At 64.0% G+C, this 15,761-nt stretch carries 10 protein-coding genes and 1 tRNA gene; 7 read left to right on the plus strand and 4 right to left on the minus strand.

Translation table 11 applies throughout. The features are described 5' to 3' along the window. Window positions 1-220 precede the first annotated feature (220 nt). Genes BMX92_RS14370 through BMX92_RS14380 form a run of 3 tightly spaced genes read left to right on the plus strand, consistent with a single transcriptional unit; the run spans window position 221 to window position 5,890 of the window. Window positions 221-1,366, plus strand: a complete 1,146-nt coding sequence (locus BMX92_RS14370; RefSeq protein WP_371262367.1) for an efflux RND transporter periplasmic adaptor subunit — start codon at window positions 221-223, stop codon at window positions 1,364-1,366. A 10-nt stretch (window positions 1,367-1,376) separates the two neighbouring features. Beyond that, the gene (locus BMX92_RS14375; protein ID WP_093017659.1) at window positions 1,377-4,529 is read left to right on the plus strand and encodes an efflux RND transporter permease subunit; all 3,153 of its coding nucleotides are present in this window, start codon (window positions 1,377-1,379) and stop codon (window positions 4,527-4,529) included. Further along, window positions 4,526-5,890: an efflux transporter outer membrane subunit gene (locus BMX92_RS14380; protein ID WP_093017661.1), complete on the plus strand. Its 1,365-nt coding sequence runs from the start codon at window positions 4,526-4,528 to the stop codon at window positions 5,888-5,890. The genes BMX92_RS14375 and BMX92_RS14380 overlap by 4 nt, the downstream gene beginning before the upstream one ends. A 582-nt stretch (window positions 5,891-6,472) precedes the next feature. On the opposite strand, the gene BMX92_RS14385 is transcribed toward BMX92_RS14380, so the two are convergent. After that, window positions 6,473-7,945 (minus strand): MFS transporter, encoded by a 1,473-nt coding sequence (locus BMX92_RS14385; protein WP_093017663.1) that lies wholly within the window; start codon window positions 7,943-7,945, stop codon window positions 6,473-6,475. A gap of 210 nt (window positions 7,946-8,155) precedes the next feature. On the opposite strand from BMX92_RS14385, the gene BMX92_RS14390 reads away from it, so the two are divergent. Then, window positions 8,156-10,615 (plus strand): TonB-dependent receptor plug domain-containing protein, encoded by a 2,460-nt coding sequence (locus tag BMX92_RS14390; RefSeq protein ID WP_093017665.1) that lies wholly within the window; start codon window positions 8,156-8,158, stop codon window positions 10,613-10,615. Next, a complete protein-coding gene (locus BMX92_RS14395) occupies window positions 10,590-11,582 on the plus strand; it encodes an ABC transporter substrate-binding protein (RefSeq protein ID WP_177185055.1) in 993 nt (330 codons plus the stop codon). The genes BMX92_RS14390 and BMX92_RS14395 overlap by 26 nt, the downstream gene beginning before the upstream one ends. A 24-nt stretch (window positions 11,583-11,606) precedes the next feature. Here BMX92_RS14395 and BMX92_RS14400 read toward each other — a convergent pair whose 3' ends face one another. Further along, window positions 11,607-12,401, minus strand: coding sequence for a DUF1134 domain-containing protein (locus BMX92_RS14400; RefSeq protein ID WP_093017669.1), 795 nt, complete (start codon window positions 12,399-12,401; stop codon window positions 11,607-11,609). Window positions 12,402-12,633: 232 nt separating this feature from the next. Here BMX92_RS14400 and BMX92_RS14410 point away from each other — a divergent pair. Continuing rightward, a tRNA-Ser gene (locus BMX92_RS14410) sits at window positions 12,634-12,725 on the plus strand. 166 nt (window positions 12,726-12,891) lie between these two features. Next, window positions 12,892-13,443, plus strand: coding sequence for an arsenate reductase/protein-tyrosine-phosphatase family protein (locus BMX92_RS14415; protein ID WP_093017674.1), 552 nt, complete (start codon window positions 12,892-12,894; stop codon window positions 13,441-13,443). Here the strand turns inward: BMX92_RS14415 and BMX92_RS14420 are convergent. Beyond that, window positions 13,412-14,626 carry a carboxylate--amine ligase gene (locus BMX92_RS14420; RefSeq protein ID WP_093017676.1) on the minus strand — a complete coding sequence of 405 codons (1,215 nt, stop codon included), beginning with the start codon at window positions 14,624-14,626 and terminating at the stop codon, window positions 13,412-13,414. The genes BMX92_RS14415 and BMX92_RS14420 overlap by 32 nt on opposite strands. Beyond that, the gene (locus BMX92_RS14425; RefSeq protein WP_093017678.1) at window positions 14,623-15,606 is read right to left on the minus strand and encodes a polysaccharide deacetylase family protein; all 984 of its coding nucleotides are present in this window, start codon (window positions 15,604-15,606) and stop codon (window positions 14,623-14,625) included. The genes BMX92_RS14420 and BMX92_RS14425 overlap by 4 nt, the downstream gene beginning before the upstream one ends. Window positions 15,607-15,761: the final 155 nt, after the last annotated feature.

A 15,761-nucleotide genomic window follows, 5' to 3' on the forward strand; every position in this document is an offset into this window, starting at 1 on the left:
ACAGGCTGATACAAAGCGATACCGCCAGAAAGCCGGGGGCAACAGAATGATCACAAGTTCCTCTTTCATGTAACAGGCAAACTATCGATGAGAGCAGGGTCGGCAGCCCCCGCCGACGCCAGTCGGAGTGCTCGCCTCGCGTCCAGTCGCATGGTCCCCTCCCCCCTCCCCCTGCCATGTGCGGGATGTGTGGCGAGGCTCCGTCTGGTCCACCAAGGATATGCGCCAAGCCATGTTTTCGCCCTCTTCCCGCCTGAGCCTTCGGGTCGCACCGCTGGCTTTCTGCATCCTGATCGCTGGTTGCGGAGAGAAGAAGCCGCCGCAAAAGGGGCCGGTGGAAGTGGGCGTCGTGACGCTGACGGCGCAGAATGCAACGGTGTCGAGCGAACTGCCCGGCCGCACCGTTTCGACCATGATGTCGGAAGTGCGACCGCAGGTGGCGGGGCTGATCCAGAAGCGGCTTTTTACCGAAGGATCGATGGTGACGGCGGGGCAGCCGCTCTACCAGATCGACGCGCGCCTCTATCGCGCATCGCGTGACGAGGCGGAAGCGACGCTGGCCAGCGCGCAGGCGACCGCCGTCGCCGCGCAGGCCAAGGCGCAGCGCTATCGCACTCTGGGCGATACCGAAGCGGTGAGCGCGCAGGATCGCGACGATGTGATCGCCACCGCGCGACAGGCGCAGGCATCGGTGATGCAGGCCCGCGCCAGCCTGCAAACCACCAACGTCAATCTGGAATTCACGCTGGTCCGCGCACCGATCAGCGGGCGGATCGGCCGCACGCTTTTCACCCCCGGCGCGCTGGTGACGGCGAGCCAGACCGACCCGCTGACCACGATCCAGCAGCTTGACCCCATCTATGTCGACGTGACCCAGTCGAGTTCTCAGATATTGGCGCTTCGTCGATCGCTGGCGGCCGGCAAGACTTTGGCAGCCAGCGCCACCATCCGGCTGAAGCTGGATGACGGGACCGACTATCCGCAGGAAGGCCGGATCGAATTTGCCGAGCCGATCGTCGATGTGAACAGCGGCACGGTGACGCTGCGCGCGCGCTTCCCCAATCCCGACGGCCTGCTGATGCCGGGCATGTTCGTGCGCGTCGTGGCGCCGCAATCGGTGGTGCCCGGCGCCATATTGGCCCCGCAGCAGGGCATCAATCGCGATGCCAAGGGCAATGCGACCGCGCTGGTCGTGACCAAGGCGAACAAGGTGGAGCGCCGCATCGTCACCACCACCCAGGCGGTCGGCGACAAATGGCTGGTCACGGCGGGGCTGAAGAATGGCGACAGGCTGATCGTCGAGGGTACCGACAAGGTGAAGCCTGACGACACAGTGAAGCCGGTCGCCGTCGCGGCATCGAAGTAGGAGCCGCGTCGTGCTGAGCCGTTATTTCATCGACCGGCCGATCTTTGCCTGGGTCATCGCCATCGGCATCATGCTGGCTGGCATCGGCGCCATGATGTCGCTGCCGATCGCGCAATATCCCGATATCGCGCCGCCGGGCGTGGGCATCAGCGCCACCTATCCGGGCGCGTCGGCCGAAACCGTCGAGACCAGCGTCACCCAGGTCATCGAACAGCAGCTGACCGGCATCGACGGGCTGATGTATTTCTCCTCCTCGTCCAGTGCGACGGGGCAATCGCGGATCACCGTGACCTTCCAGAAGGGCACGGACCCGGACACCGCGCAGGTGCAGGTGCAGAACAAGGTGCAGCAGGCGCTGAGCCGCCTGCCCAGCGCCGTGCAGCAACAGGGCCTGAGCGTCACCAAGCAGCAGACCGACTTCCTGATGCTGGTCGGCCTCTATGACGAAACAGACACGGCGACGCAGGCGGATATCGCCGACTATCTGGTCAATAATTTCCAGGACCCGATCGCTCGCATAGACGGCATCGGCGCCACCCAGATCTTCGGATCGCAATATGCGATGCGCATCTGGCTGGACCCCTATAAGCTGGCCGCCGTCAAGCTGATGCCGTCGGACGTGCAGAGCGCGATTTCGGCCCAGAATGTCGAAGTGTCGGCCGGTCAGATCGGCGCCGATCCCGCGCCCGCAGGCCAGCAGATCAACGCCACGGTCACGGCCCGCGCGCGCCTGCAGACGCCCGACCAGTTCCGCAAGATCATCGTCAAGACGCAGAGCGACGGGTCTGTTGTCCATCTGTCGGACGTCGCCCGTGTCGAACTGGGCAATGAAAGCTATACCACGTCGGCGCGGCTGAACGGCCATCCGGCGTCCGGCATCGCGCTCCAGCTCGCGCCGGGCGCCGACGCGCTCAAGACCGCGGAAATGGTGAAGGCCAAGGTGGCCGAACTGTCAACCAACCTGCCGCACGGCTATAAGGTCGTCTATCCGCGCGACACGACGCCCTTCATCAAGCTGTCGGTCGAGGAAGTCATCCAGACGCTGCTGGAGGCGGTCGCGCTGGTCGTGGTGGTGATGTTCATCTTCCTCCAGAGCTGGCGCGCGACGCTGGTTCCCGCCGTGGCCGTGCCGGTCGTGCTGCTCGGCACCTTCGGCGTGCTGGCGCTGTTCGGCTATTCGATCAATACGCTGACATTGTTCGGCATGGTGCTGTCCATCGGCCTGCTGGTCGACGACGCGATCGTCGTGGTCGAGAATGTCGAACGCATCATGGAGGAAGAAGGGCTGTCGCCCCGCGATGCGACGATCAAGTCGATGGAGGAGATTGGCAGCGCGCTGGTCGGCATCGCGCTGGTCCTGTCCGCCGTGCTGTTGCCCATGGCCTTTTTTGGCGGGTCTACCGGCGTCATCTATCGCCAGTTTTCCATCACCATCGTCTCCTCGATGCTGCTCTCCGTAGTGGTCGCGCTGATCCTGTCGCCCGCTTTGTGCGCGACCCTGCTGAAGGGATCGGACGAGGAAAAGCGGCACAAGGGATGGGCCGGCAAGTTCAACCGCTGGTTCGAGCGGATGACCGACGGCTATGTGCGGCGCACCGGCAAGGTGATGCACAGGCGCAAGCTGTTCTGGGGCCTGTATGTCGTTGTGCTGGCGCTGCTGGTGCTGCTGTTCGTGCGGCTGCCCTCCAGCTTCCTGCCGGTCGAGGATCAGGGACAGGTGATGGTGCAGGTCACGCTGCCCGCCGGCGCCAAGTCCAGCCGCACCAGCGCAGCAATCGATCAGGTGCAGAATTATTTCCTGAATGACGAGAAGGACAATGTCGCCTTCGCCTTCATAATGACCGGATTCAGTTTTCAGGGTCAGGGTGAGAATGTCGGGCAGGGCTTCATCAACCTTGCGCCCTGGGACGATCGCAAGGGCATGATGAACACCGCCGGGTCAATCGCCGGGCGCGCGACCAAGCAACTGGCGGCGATCCGCGATGCCAAGGTGCTGGCCATGACCCCGCCCGCCATTCGTGGTCTGGGCCAGTCCAACGGCTTCACCTTCGAACTGCTCAACAGCGGTGGCCTGAGCCGTGACCGTTTCCTGGAACTGCGCAACCAGTTGATCGCCGCCGCGTCGAAAGACCCGATGCTGGCGGGCGTGCGCGCCGCCACGCTGGAAGACACGCCGCAGCTCAAGGTGAATGTGGATGCGGAAAAGCTGGCTGTGCTGGGCCTGACGCAGGCCGATGTCGACGATGTGCTCAGTTCCGCCTGGGGCAGCACCTATGTCAACGACTTCGTCGATCGCGGCCGCGTAAAGCGCGTCTATATGCAGGCCGATGCGCCCTATCGCGCGCTGCCCACTGATCTGGACAACTGGATGGTGCGGTCGACCAGTACGGGTGAAATGGTGCCCTTCTCCGCCTTTGCAACGACGCAGTGGACGATGGGTCCGTCGACCGTGTCGCGCTTCAACGGCCTGTCCTCCTTCGAGATTCAGGGGCAGGCCGGTGACGGCGCCAGTTCCGGCGACGCGATGGACCGAATGGTCGAATTGCAGAAGCAGCTTCCGGCCGGGACCAGTTATGCCTGGAGCGGCCTGTCCTATCAGGAACAGATTTCCGGGGGACAGGCGCCCTTGCTCTATGCCCTGTCTGTGCTGGTCGTCTTCCTCTGCCTTGCCGCGCTGTATGAAAGCTGGTCGATCCCGCTGGCGGTGCTGTTCGTCATCCCGCTGGGCCTGATCGGTGCGGTCGTGGCGGTGTGGGGTCGCGGGCTGGAGAATAATATCTTCTTCCAGGTTGGCCTGCTGACCACCATGGGTCTGGCCGCCAAGAATGCCATCCTGATCGTGGAGTTTGCCGAAATGGCGCACAAGCAGGGCAAGAATGCGCTGGAGGCGGCGCTGGAGGCGGCCAAGCTGCGCTTCCGTCCGATCCTGATGACGTCGCTCGCCTTCATCGCCGGCGTCATTCCGCTGGCGACGGCGACCGGCGCAGGCGCGCAGAGTCGTGTCGCCATCGGGACCGCGGTGGTGGGCGGCATGACGACGGCGACCCTGCTCGCCATCTTCTATGTGCCGCTCTTCTTCCTGACGATCGCCCGCCTGTTCGGCAGCGACAAGCCCCATGCCGCGCCACCCGCCACCACGCCCGATGCAGGAGTCCCGGCATGACCCGCGCCCTTCTTCCGCTGAGTGCCGGGCTGTTGCTGGCCGGGTGCAATATGGCGCCGGACTATGTGCGCCCCGCCCCGCCCGTGCCCGCCACCCTGCCGACCGGCGAAGCCTATGCCGCGCAGGCGGAGGGCAAGGCCGGCCTGCCCTGGACCGTGCTGGTGCAGGACGCCAAGCTCAAGACGGTGATCGACCGGGCGCTGGCCAATAATCGCGACCTGCGCGCCACCATCGCCAGCGTCCAGTCCGCGCGCGCGCAATATAAGGTGCAACGGGCAGCGCAATTGCCGACCCTGACCGCCGATGCCGGCGCCAGCTTCGCTCGGCAGAATGACGCCCGGCAGAACAGCTATAGCGCTGATCTGGGCTTCAGCGCGTTCGAGATCGATCTGTTCGGCCGGGTGCGCAACCTGACGGAATCGGCGCTGGAAACCTATCTGGCGACCGAGGAAGGCGCCCGGTCGACCCGCATCACCCTGATCGCGGAAACCGCGACCGCCTATGCCACACTGGCGGCCGATCAGGCATTGCTGGCGCTGGCGCGCCAGACACAGGCCAGTGCGCAGCGCACGCTGGACCTGACGAAATCGCTCAATACGGCCGGACTTGCCGGCAAGCTGGACGTCCATCAGGCCGAAACCACGGTGGAGCAGGCCGCGTCCGACGTCGCCGCCAACATCACGCAGGTCGCGCAGGACCGCAATGCGCTGGACCTGCTCGCTGGCGCGCATGTGGAGGATGCCCTGCTGCCCGGTTCGCTCGACAGCCTGATTGCGGGCGTGGCGAAGGTGCCGGCGGGCCTGTCGTCCGACATATTGCTGCAACGGCCCGACGTGCTTCAGGCCGAACATCAGCTCAAGGCCGCCAATGCCGATATCGGCGCGGCGCGGGCCGCCATGTTCCCGACGATCAGCCTGACCTCCGCGATCGGCGTCGCCAGTTCGGCGCTGTCGTCGCTGTTCACCAGCAATGCCTTCACCTGGTCGGCCAGTCCCTCCGCCAGCCTGCCGATCTTCGGCGGCGCGAACCGGGGCAATCTGGACTATAGCAAGGCGCAGCGCGACGTTTACGTCGCGCAATATGAGCAGGCGATCCAGACGGCGTTCAAGGAAGTCAGCGACGGGCTGGCGCGCGAAGGGACGATCGACGCGCAACAGGCCGCGCAGCAGCGGCTGGTCCGCGCCAGCAGCCAGGCCTATGATCTGTCCGATCAACGCTATCGCGCCGGGATCGACACCTTCCTGACCGCACTGACCAACCAGCGGACGCTCTATTCGGCGCGGCAGTCGGCCATTGCGACCGACCTGGCGCTGGTGAGCAATCGCATCCTTCTCTATCGGGTGATCGGCGCCGACCAATAGGGTGACGTCAGGTCAATCCGTACCGCACCGTATCATTTGATAGGAAGGCCGCTCCGCCCCTTCTCTCCCTAAATGCTTATGCTATGATGACGGCATAAAGATTATGGAGAGGGCCATGCTGCTTCTGGCACGGTGTCTGGATTGGGTTTGCCGGGCTTTTGCGTCCGGCGCGCAGGATGCGATGCGTCTTAATCAGCTCATTTGTCCGCTAGCGGCGCAGCGACACCAGAATGATGGTGCAGCGCGGCGTCCCTGAGGCGTTTTCGCCTTCATCCGCCATTTCTCTGATGGAAGCGTAACGCCCGGCCTGCGACTGCCGATCTTCAGCCCGGATCAGCCGTTTAACGGCCAAAAAAAACGGACCGATCCGAAGAGCAGCCCGTAAAAGTTTTAGGAGAGGATGCCTGAAAGGCAGGTTCTTTTTGACTTAAGCGCAGGCTTACCGCAAGTGCGAACGCCCTGTTCGCGATTGCAAAATATGCATCCGTAGCGACATGCAACGATTTCCGTAGCGTAAACCATGATCGTCGACAGGTTGTTCGCGAACGCCAGATTCGCCTTTTTCGTGCGAATCACCTCGACTCAGGCCTTGATTCGCAATGAGGCGAGCGCAGCGACCATCCATGTTGCGGCGCCGAAGGCCATGGTCCAGATCGGATCGCCGGGGAAGAAGGCCTTCATGATCGATCCCATCGCTGTCGCGACCAGCAGTTGCGGCACCACCACGAAGATATTGAACAGCCCCATATAGACCCCGATCTTCCCGGCCGGCAGGCTGGAGGCGAGCATCGCATAGGGCATGGCGAGGATGGAGGCCCAGGCGATGCCGATGCCCACTTCGCTGAGCAGCAGCCAGTCAGGATCGCGCACGAACAGGAAGCTGGCGAATCCCGCAGCACCCGCCGTCAGGCACAGGGCATGGGTGCGGGCCTGGCCGATCCGCCGGGCGATCCAGGGCAGCAGGGTCAGTGCCGCGACTGCCGCCACGCCATTATAGACCGAAAAGAGCACGCCCACCCAGTTGCCGCCCGCCTGATAGGCGGCACTGGCCGGGTCAGCCGATCCGAACATATATTGGGCGACGACCGGGGTGGTGTGAATCCACATGATGAACAGCGCCGACCAGCTGAAGAACTGGATGACGGCAAGGCGCCGCATGATCGGCGGCATGCCCGCCACATCGCCCACGATATGGGCCAATATATTGTCGCCGCGCCCTGATCGCGCCAGCAGGATCGCGACCATGCTGGCCAGTCCATAGCCAGCCAGCAGTGCGCCCAGCAGATAGACTTCCTTCTCCATCGCCCACAGATCGACAGCCAGGGCGACCAAGGCGCCCGACCCGATCCATGCGCAGCAGGGCAGCAGCCCCCGCTGCGCCAGATCGGGCGCGGCAGACGTTTCTGCGTCAGTGTCGAAGGTGCGCATTTCGTCCGGCGCATATTCGCGCGTCGTCAGCACCGTCCACAGGACCGCGCCGAGCAAAGCGGCACCGCCAGCCCAGAAGCTGTAGCGCACCGTATCGGGCACCCTGCCGACCGGGGCGACATTGGCGACGCCCAAATGATCGAGCAGATAGGGGAAGAGCGACCCCACCACCGCGCCCGCGCCGATGAAGGCGGTCTGCACGGCATAGCCGACCACATGCTGTTCCTTGCGCAGCATGTCGCCGACAAAGGCGCGGAATGGCTCCATCGAGATATTGAGGCTGGCGTCGAGCATCCAGAGCAGGAGCGCCGCCATCAGCAACCCGTCGCTGCGGGGCATGAAGATCAGCGCGATCGCCGCCAGAATAGCGCCGAGCAGGAAATAGGGCCGCCGTCGGCCAAGACGGCCGAGCCAGGTCCGGTCCGACAGATGGCCAATGACCGGCTGGACCAGCAGGCCGGTCAGCGGCGCCGCGATCCACAGGGCGGACAAATCGTCGATGCTGGAGCCCAGCGACTGGAAGACGCGGCTCATATTGGCGTTCTGCAACGCAAAGCCGATCTGGATGCCGAAAAAGCCGAAGCTGATATTCCACAGCCCGGCCAAGCCCTGACGCGGCTTTTCCATGCCTTTCCTCCTCATCGCGCGACTGGCCTGCCGCCTGCCTGCGCCCCATTGCCAGCGCTGGCATGGGGCGGCGCGCGGAGCAAGTCACGCATACGAATACATCGGGCAATAGCGCAGGGTTGAGCAGAACCAATAAGGGACGAGCGCTTCTCGTTGGCCCGCCCCAACGGCTTCCCCTAGCCGGAGCGCGATCAGAATATCGGGGGTCTCATGACAAGAAATATTCGCCACGCGCTTAGCATTGCGCTGCTTGGCTCCGCAGCATGGCATGGCAGCGCGATCGCCGCCGACGCGCCGGATACCGATGCCACCGCCGGTGCAGATATCGTCGTGCTGGGCAGCCGCAGCGCCGACCGTAGCGTGGCCCAGAGCACCGCGCCGATCGATGTGGTGGGCAATGACGCGCTGGTGGCGACCGGTGGCGCAGCAGGACAGCTCCGCGATGCGCTGTCGGCGCTCGTCCCCAGCTTCAAGGTCGATACCGGCTCCAACGCGGCCTACAACACTTTCGGGCGCCCGGCGGGCCTGCGCGGACTTTCCGGCGCGCATGTGCTGGTGCTGGTCAACGGCAAGCGCCGCCATCCCAGCTCGATCCCGCTGCCGACCACGGCGCAGGCATCGGGCGCGAACGCCGTCGACCTCGACCAGATTCCGATGAGCGCCATCGCCCGCGTCGAGATTTTGCGCGATGGCGCCGCAGCTCAATATGGGTCGGACGCCGTCGCAGGCGTTATCAATATCGTGCTCAAGACCGATGCTTCCGGGGGATCGGCCACGATTTACGGCGGCCAACGCTATGAAAGCGATGGCGAACAGGCGCAGATTCGCCTGAACCATGGCTTTCGCCTGCCGAATGGAGGTTTCCTGAACCTGTCGGCCGACTATTTCTTGCAGGATTTCGCCTTCCGCCCCGGCCTCGCCACGGTGCAAATCTATCCCAAGATCAATGGCGTGGCCGACCCGCGCGAAGCCACGCGCGACCGCCATCTGACACGCGGCGGGCTCGCCCGGACCCGGGCGCTCTATACCGCCTATAATGCCGAACTGCCGCTGAGCGAAGGCGGCACGACGACGCTCTACAGCTATGGCACGCTGGGCATCCGCAATATCAAGAATGGCCAGACCTACCGCCTGCCCAACAGCACCAGTTACATCCCCGAACTCTATGACGATGTCATTCAGCCGACCGGGCGCTTCCCCGACAAGGATTTTCAGGTTCTGGCAGGCATCAAGGGCAAGGCGGGCGCGTGGGACTGGGACGTCAGCTCCACTTTCGGCCGCCACCATGCAGACAATGGGATGGAAGATACGCTGAACCCCTCGCTGGGGCCGGACAGCCCGACTCGCTTCGACACGTTCGACGCGATTTTCGACCAGTGGACCAGCAATGCCGATATTCGGCGTGGGTTCGACATCGGGCTGGCATCGCCGCTCAATGTCGCTTTCGGCGCGGAGTTCCGCCACGAACGCTATCAGACGATCGTGCAGGATGAGGCCGCCTATGCCAATGGCGGTTATATCTATCCGGTCGGCAGCCCCTTTGCGGGTCAGGCCGCCGCGATCGGCGCGCAGGGCGGCATCACCATATTGCCGCAGGACGCCGCCGACCTGCGCCGCAACAATATCTCCGCCTATGTCGACCTGTCGACCCAGCCGCTGCCGGGTTGGGACGTCGGCGTCGCCGGCCGCTTCGAACATTATGACGACAGCGCGGGCGATGTGGTGGTGGGGAAGTTCACCACCCGCGTCGAGCTGACCCCCACGCTGGCGCTGCGCGGGACGGTGAGCAACGGCTTCCGCGCCCCATCGCTGACCCAACAGGGCTTTGCCAGCGCCGCGCGCGGCTATTCGATCGTCAATGGCGTCATCACCGGCCTGACCACCACGCGGACGGTCAAGCCCGACAGCGCAGCGGGCATCGCACTGGGCGCCAAGCCGCTGAAGCCGGAAAAGTCGGTGAACCTGTCGGGTGGCCTGTCCTTCACACCATCGCCCGGCGCAACCCTGACGGTTGACGGCTATGCCATCTGGTTGAAGGACCGCATTTCCCAGACGGGACAACTGTCCGGCGCAGGTGTCAACGCCATCCTCGCCGCCAACGGGCTGGAGACGGGGCAGATCGTCAATTACTATACCAACGCCATCGACACCCGCACGCTGGGCGTCGACGTGGTCGGCCAATATGTCCAGAAGCTGGGCGATCTGGGCAAGATCAACTGGTCGCTGGGTTTCAACTATAACCGTACGAAGATCACCGACATCGCCGATACGCCGTCGCAACTGGCCAGCCTGGGCCTGACGCTGTTCGACCGGGTGGCGCAGGGCTATATCGAGGTCGGCAATCCGCGCACCAAGCTGATCCTGGGCGCATTGTGGGATACCGATCCGGTCAGCATCAACCTGCGCGTGCAGCGTTATGGTTCGGTGCAGTTGCTGACCGCCGGGGCGGTCAACGACCAGCATTATGGCGCGCGCTGGATCACCGATCTGGAAGCGACGTGGCATATCACGCCGAAGGTCGATTTCGCGGTCGGCGCCAATAATCTGTTCGATGTCTATCCCGAACGCAGCACCATCGCCGACAGCAGCGGCTCCCAATATTATGCGTCGAACAGCCCGTTCGGCTTTTACGGAGGCTTTTATTATGGCCGTGCGACCTGGCGTTTCTGAGTCCGGCTTCAGTCGGCGTGCGATTTTGGGCGCGGGCGTGGGTCTGGCAGGCGCGATCGCCTTGCCCGGCTGCGCCACGGCCAAGGGGCGCACGCTGGGCATCTCCACGACCAAGGAAGGCTATCAGAATTTCTTCGACGTCGCGGGACAGGCGGACACGCCTTATGCGGTGAACTATGCCATCCTGCCCTTCGACCTGTCGCTTCAGGCGATCAGCAGCGGCGAACTGGACGCGGGGTCGAACTTCACCGATATTCCGCTGACCATCTGGGGCGGGTCGTTGAAAGATAATCGCATCGTCGCGCTGATCCGGTCCGACGCGCAGGCGCGGCTGCTGGGACTGGTGGCGCGCAAGGGATTGGCGGCGCGATCGGCCGCCGACCTGAAAGGGAAGCGGGTCGGCTATCTGCGCTCCTCCAACTATCATTATTATCTGCTGCAACTGCTGGAGCAGCAGGGGCTGACTTGGGACGATATCGTGCCGGTCAGCCTGGCCCGCGATACGTTGCCGGCAGCCTTCGCTTCGGGCCAACTCGATTTCTGGGTGACGCAGGGGATCGAAACGATCCTGGCGCAGCGCCATTATGGCGGTCGGCTGGTGGCGCAAGCGGAGGGCGATTATGCCGGCAACGGGGTGGTGATCGCCAATCGGGCATCGCTGGATAATGCCGAGAAAGCGCGCGATCTGGGCGATTATCTGCTGCGGTTCCGGGCCACCATCGACTGGATGGAAAGCCATGACGAACAATGGGCGGAGATATTGGCCAGGGCCACTGGCATCGACAAATCCTATTATCTGGAATGGCGGCGGCTGAAGAAGAATCCGACCCGGCTGGTGCCGATCGACGACAAGGCGATTGCCGACCAGCAAGGGGCCGCTGACCTGTTCCGCCGATTCGGCGTGGCCAAGGGCGGCTTTGATGCCGACGCGCTATGGGACCGGCGATTCAACGGGCTGCTGGCATAAGGCCGGCAGCCCGCAAGACTGCCATCAGAAAGGCAGCCAGTTCCGCTTTTCGGTGAATTTCATATAGCCCGCGTTGACGCCCAGCCGATAGCCCACGCCCAGCCTGATCGGGATCAGCACCACATTGCCCCAGCGCAGATAGCTGGCGGTGAAGCCTCCGACCAGATAGGCGGTGCCCTCCGCCGCCGGGAAGCGGTGATAGAGATCCTGGCTGTCGTAGAGATTATAGACAAGGACGAAGGTGTTGGCCGCGTTGCCGCCAACGTCGAAGCCGATTGACGGGCCAGTCCAGTAGACTTCGCGCTTGCCCTCCACCTTGTGGTTGAGCGTGCCTGAACCGTAGCGCAGGCCGACGACGAAGGCGCCCGACGCTTCACGCCCGGCGATATAGGCGTTGGGCCGCCCCTGATCCTTCAGAACCTTCTCGATGATGCCGGCAAGACCTTCCGCACCCTTGCCGAATACGCCCTCGGCCGCGCCGATCAGATCGTCTTCCTGATAGGATTCGGCAGGCGAAAGGGTGGAGGGCGGCGAATCCGCCGTGACGGGCGCACCGGTCGCGGTAGAGCCGCCTGCTGCCGGAGGGGGGCTGTAGGTGGCGCCATTGTCCTGATTGACGCTGGAGTCTACGCCCGGATCGGTCGGCGCGCTGTTCGCCGGTGGCGGCGGTGCGAGATCCGAATCGATCGCGCTGTTGGGATCGATGGTGCGCACCTGCGCGGAGGCGTTGACCGGTGTCAGCGCCACGCCCGCAAGCGCGACGCCCAGTGTCGCGATACGCGCGATGCGGGCGCTCATGCGCCCTGTAATGCCGATCATGCCCGTTACTCCCCGGAAGGCCGCTCTTGAAACCATGTACCAGATTATCGGGTTCGAAGCTGAAACGACAATGAACGAACGGCAGCCCGAGTCGATTCCACGCCGGATCGAATCCGACAGGAAAGCTGCAATGCAAAAAATCCGTGCGAAGGACCGTTGCCATGCCGCTAAGGCCCCGCTATAGCGCGCCTTAGCCACTGCCCGCCTCCACAAGAGACAGGCAAATCCGTGCGGAGACGTGGGTGAGTGGCTGAAACCAGCGGTTTGCTAAACCGTCGTGGCCTTAAGGGGCCACCGAGGGTTCGAATCCCTCCGTCTCCGCCACTTTTTCCTATAGTTTCGAATTTTGGATCATAGGTCGACCCGGTGTGCTTGGGACGTAATCGGCCTGTAGGGAAATTTTAGCGGATTTGGCGGACAAACGGACTATTCCGACGATGGTGGCCAGTCCATTGATCGTCCCGTTCCCGCCATTCTTTCAGGGCAGTCCATGATCCGATCCCGTTTTGGCACCTTTCGCGGTCTGGTGCGGCTGGCTTTGTCCTATCCGCAATTGGCGTTAGGCCAGTCGGCCAGCCTGACACCTGATCCGGCGCAGGTCCGGCGGCTGGTGTTCGTATGCCAAGGCAATATCTGTCGCAGCGCCTTTGCCGATATCGTCGCGCAACGCGCAGGGATGGACAGTGCCTCCTTCGGCCTGTCGACCACTACGGGGCGGGCAGCGCATGGCCCGGCGATTCTGGCTGCGCAGGCGCTGGGGTATGACCTGTCGGCGCATCGGGCCATCGACCTTCAGGATTATGTGCCGCGTGAGGGTGATCTGCTGCTGGCGATGGAAGTGCGGCAATTGCACCGGCTGGCAGCTGATCCACGCGTCCGGCATTTGCCGCGCATGTTGCTGGGTCGCTGGACACGGCCGATGTTGCCGCATCTGCATGATCCCTATCAACTGGATGACCGCTATATGGCGCGCTGTCTCCGCCGGGTCGAGCAGGCGGTCGGCGCGCTGGTCAGCGCTTTTCCCGGCGCACGGCTTTCCTGAATATCTGCGCCATATCGCGCAGCCACGGCCGCATGTCGGCGCGGCTGAAGACATAATAGCGGGCGCGCGGATCGAGAAAGTCCAGCAGATAGGCGGTGAGGTCGGCGAAGGGGCGACGGCGGAAAAAGGGATCACCGATGCAGCCCGGCGCCAGCAGGATGCGCGCCAGACGCTTGGTTTCCGGCACCATGTAGCGCGCGCGCAGATCGTCACGGGCGGTTGGCGCGGGATCGGTATGTCCCAGCACGGCGCGGCGATAGGCTTCCCAGGCGAAATGGGCGCCGCAATAGCGGGCCAGCGGCAGGCTGCCCCAGAAACGGCCATTGACCTCCATCAGCCAATAGCGGTCGCTGTCCGGATCATAGCGATATTCGACCATCGCCTGCCCTTCCCAGTCGAGCGCCTGCAACAGCTTTTCCGAGAGGGCCATCTGCGCCTGATGCGTAGCGGCGGGTTCCGCCCGGCAATAGGTCGATACCCCGCCTTCGGGCGGCCATTCATGCAGGCGGCGATGCTGGAAGCGCAAAGTGGCATGGCCATCCTGCATGTAGAGCATCTGGCCCAGCCCCACGCCCCGGCAATATTGCTGGATCAGCGGCCAGCGCCCGATCGGCGCATAGCGATCCAGCAAGGCGGCCAGTTCCTGCGGCGTGCGGATATAGTCGGTCTTGATCCATTCCAGCCCGGCCTGCTCCAATATCGGCTGAATTTCCGGCGGGTTGGACCATTTTGCGACCAGCGGATAGGGCATGGCCGCTGCACGTTCGGCAAAATCCTCGCCCGCACGCGGTTGCCAGGTCTGCGGCGTCAGCAGCCCCACGGCATCGGCAATTTCCAGCGTGCGGAATTTATCGAGCACCTTTTCCAGCGGGGCGAGGCGCGGAGTCAGGATATGGCAATCGCCGATCCGCGCGGGCAGCGACGACAGGTCTATGAGGTCCGGTTCGGAAATGGCCAGAACCGCGCGAGCACCCGTCTGCGCGATCAGATCGGGCAGCCATTGCGATACCGGGCCGGAGGGCCGTGGCGACCAGCTGCCACAGTAGCGCGACACAATGCCGACGGCATCGGCATCCCGCGCCACGCCATGGACCGGCACGCCATGCTGGCCCAGTTCGCGCACGACCGTCAGGCCGATGGCATTCTCGACACCCAGGACGATTGCACCGGGAAGATCGCTCACGCAGGAACCAGACGATGTTCATAGCGCCAGGTCGCCCAGGCTTGCCCCGCGACGCGCAGCCCCGTGCGCAGGCGATTGGGCGCCACGCGGCTGAAGAGTCGTGATGTCGGCCGGTCGGCCAGATCGGCCGGCAGATCGTTGAAGCCGGCGCCATGAACCGCAGGCAGGCGGGCAGCTTCCCGGCAAAGCGCCTCAAAGCGAGCAATCACCGTGCCGTTGGGCCGCTGGCGATCGCGCGAGAGCATTTCGAAACTATGGGTGACGACGGTGAAGGCATCATGCCCTTCCCGCGCGGCATGGCGCAGGCCTGCACGCATTTCCGCCGCCGACATGGCGCAGATCTGGGCCGGGCGAAAGCCGCCGGGACGATCGGCAATGCCCGACACGGGCAGTTCGGTGACGCCAAGGTTACGGGTTGCGCCGACCTGCGCCGGATCAGCGGATATGCCGCATTCGCGGCCGAGATAGGCGGGATTGACGCTGCTGTCCCAGGCGACGCCGATAGCGGCAAGCGCCCTCAACGTGTCATCATTGGCGCCGAAATTGCCAGCGCGAAAGGCCGTGATCGCAGGGGCACCGGCGTCCTCCAGCAACTGCCGGGCAAGGCCGAGCAGGATGATCTGATCGTCGAGCGTGAAGTCCCCGATATTGCGCCCCTGTCGACCGCCGACGGGGGAATCCTTCGCCCAGGCCAGCCATTCGGTGTGGATATGCATCTGCACCTCATGCCCGCGCGCGACGATCGCGCCGACGATGGGCTTGAGGAAATCGGGACCATGGACCAGAGCGGGCATCGGATCGAGGAAGAAGACCCCCTTCAACCCATGGCGATCGAGCATATCCATCTGCCAGCCGATGCCGAAGGGCTTGTCCTGCGCCTCCGCCCAGATCGAGCGCCGCACATTGTCCTCAAGGCCAACGCCCCGCTGGTGCAGCGAGGAGGAGAGTTCCGTGTCGACGGTGATGAGCAACGCGGTCATGGGGCGGTCCGGTCAGGGGGGCAACAAGCCTGCAATAGGCAATAGCGGTTAAGGAGCCGTAATATGTCCCCTGAATGTCCGGCCCGTCATATATTGGAAAGACAACAGCCGACCGTCAATCCATGATTATCCTTTTGACGGTGCGCCCCGCACCC

The sequence above is a fragment of the Sphingobium sp. YR768 genome, assembly GCF_900111125.1.
Classification (GTDB): domain Bacteria; phylum Pseudomonadota; class Alphaproteobacteria; order Sphingomonadales; family Sphingomonadaceae; genus Sphingobium.

Bases quoted from the DNA above. Each gene is read 5' to 3' on its own strand.
- BMX92_RS14370 (WP_371262367.1), top strand. From the start codon at position 221: ATGCGCCAAGCCATGTTTTCGCCCTCTTCCCGCCTGAGCCTTCGGGTC.
- BMX92_RS14380 (WP_093017661.1), top strand. From the start codon at position 4,526: ATGACCCGCGCCCTTCTTCCGCTGAGTGCCGGGCTGTTGCTGGCCGGG.
- BMX92_RS14385 (WP_093017663.1), bottom strand. From the start codon at position 7,945: ATGGAAAAGCCGCGTCAGGGCTTGGCCGGGCTGTGGAATATCAGCTTC.
- BMX92_RS14390 (WP_093017665.1), top strand. From the start codon at position 8,156: ATGACAAGAAATATTCGCCACGCGCTTAGCATTGCGCTGCTTGGCTCC.
- BMX92_RS14395 (WP_177185055.1), top strand. From the start codon at position 10,590: ATGGCCGTGCGACCTGGCGTTTCTGAGTCCGGCTTCAGTCGGCGTGCG.
- BMX92_RS14400 (WP_093017669.1), bottom strand. From the start codon at position 12,401: ATGATCGGCATTACAGGGCGCATGAGCGCCCGCATCGCGCGTATCGCG.
- BMX92_RS14415 (WP_093017674.1), top strand. From the start codon at position 12,892: ATGATCCGATCCCGTTTTGGCACCTTTCGCGGTCTGGTGCGGCTGGCT.
- BMX92_RS14425 (WP_093017678.1), bottom strand. From the start codon at position 15,606: ATGACCGCGTTGCTCATCACCGTCGACACGGAACTCTCCTCCTCGCTG.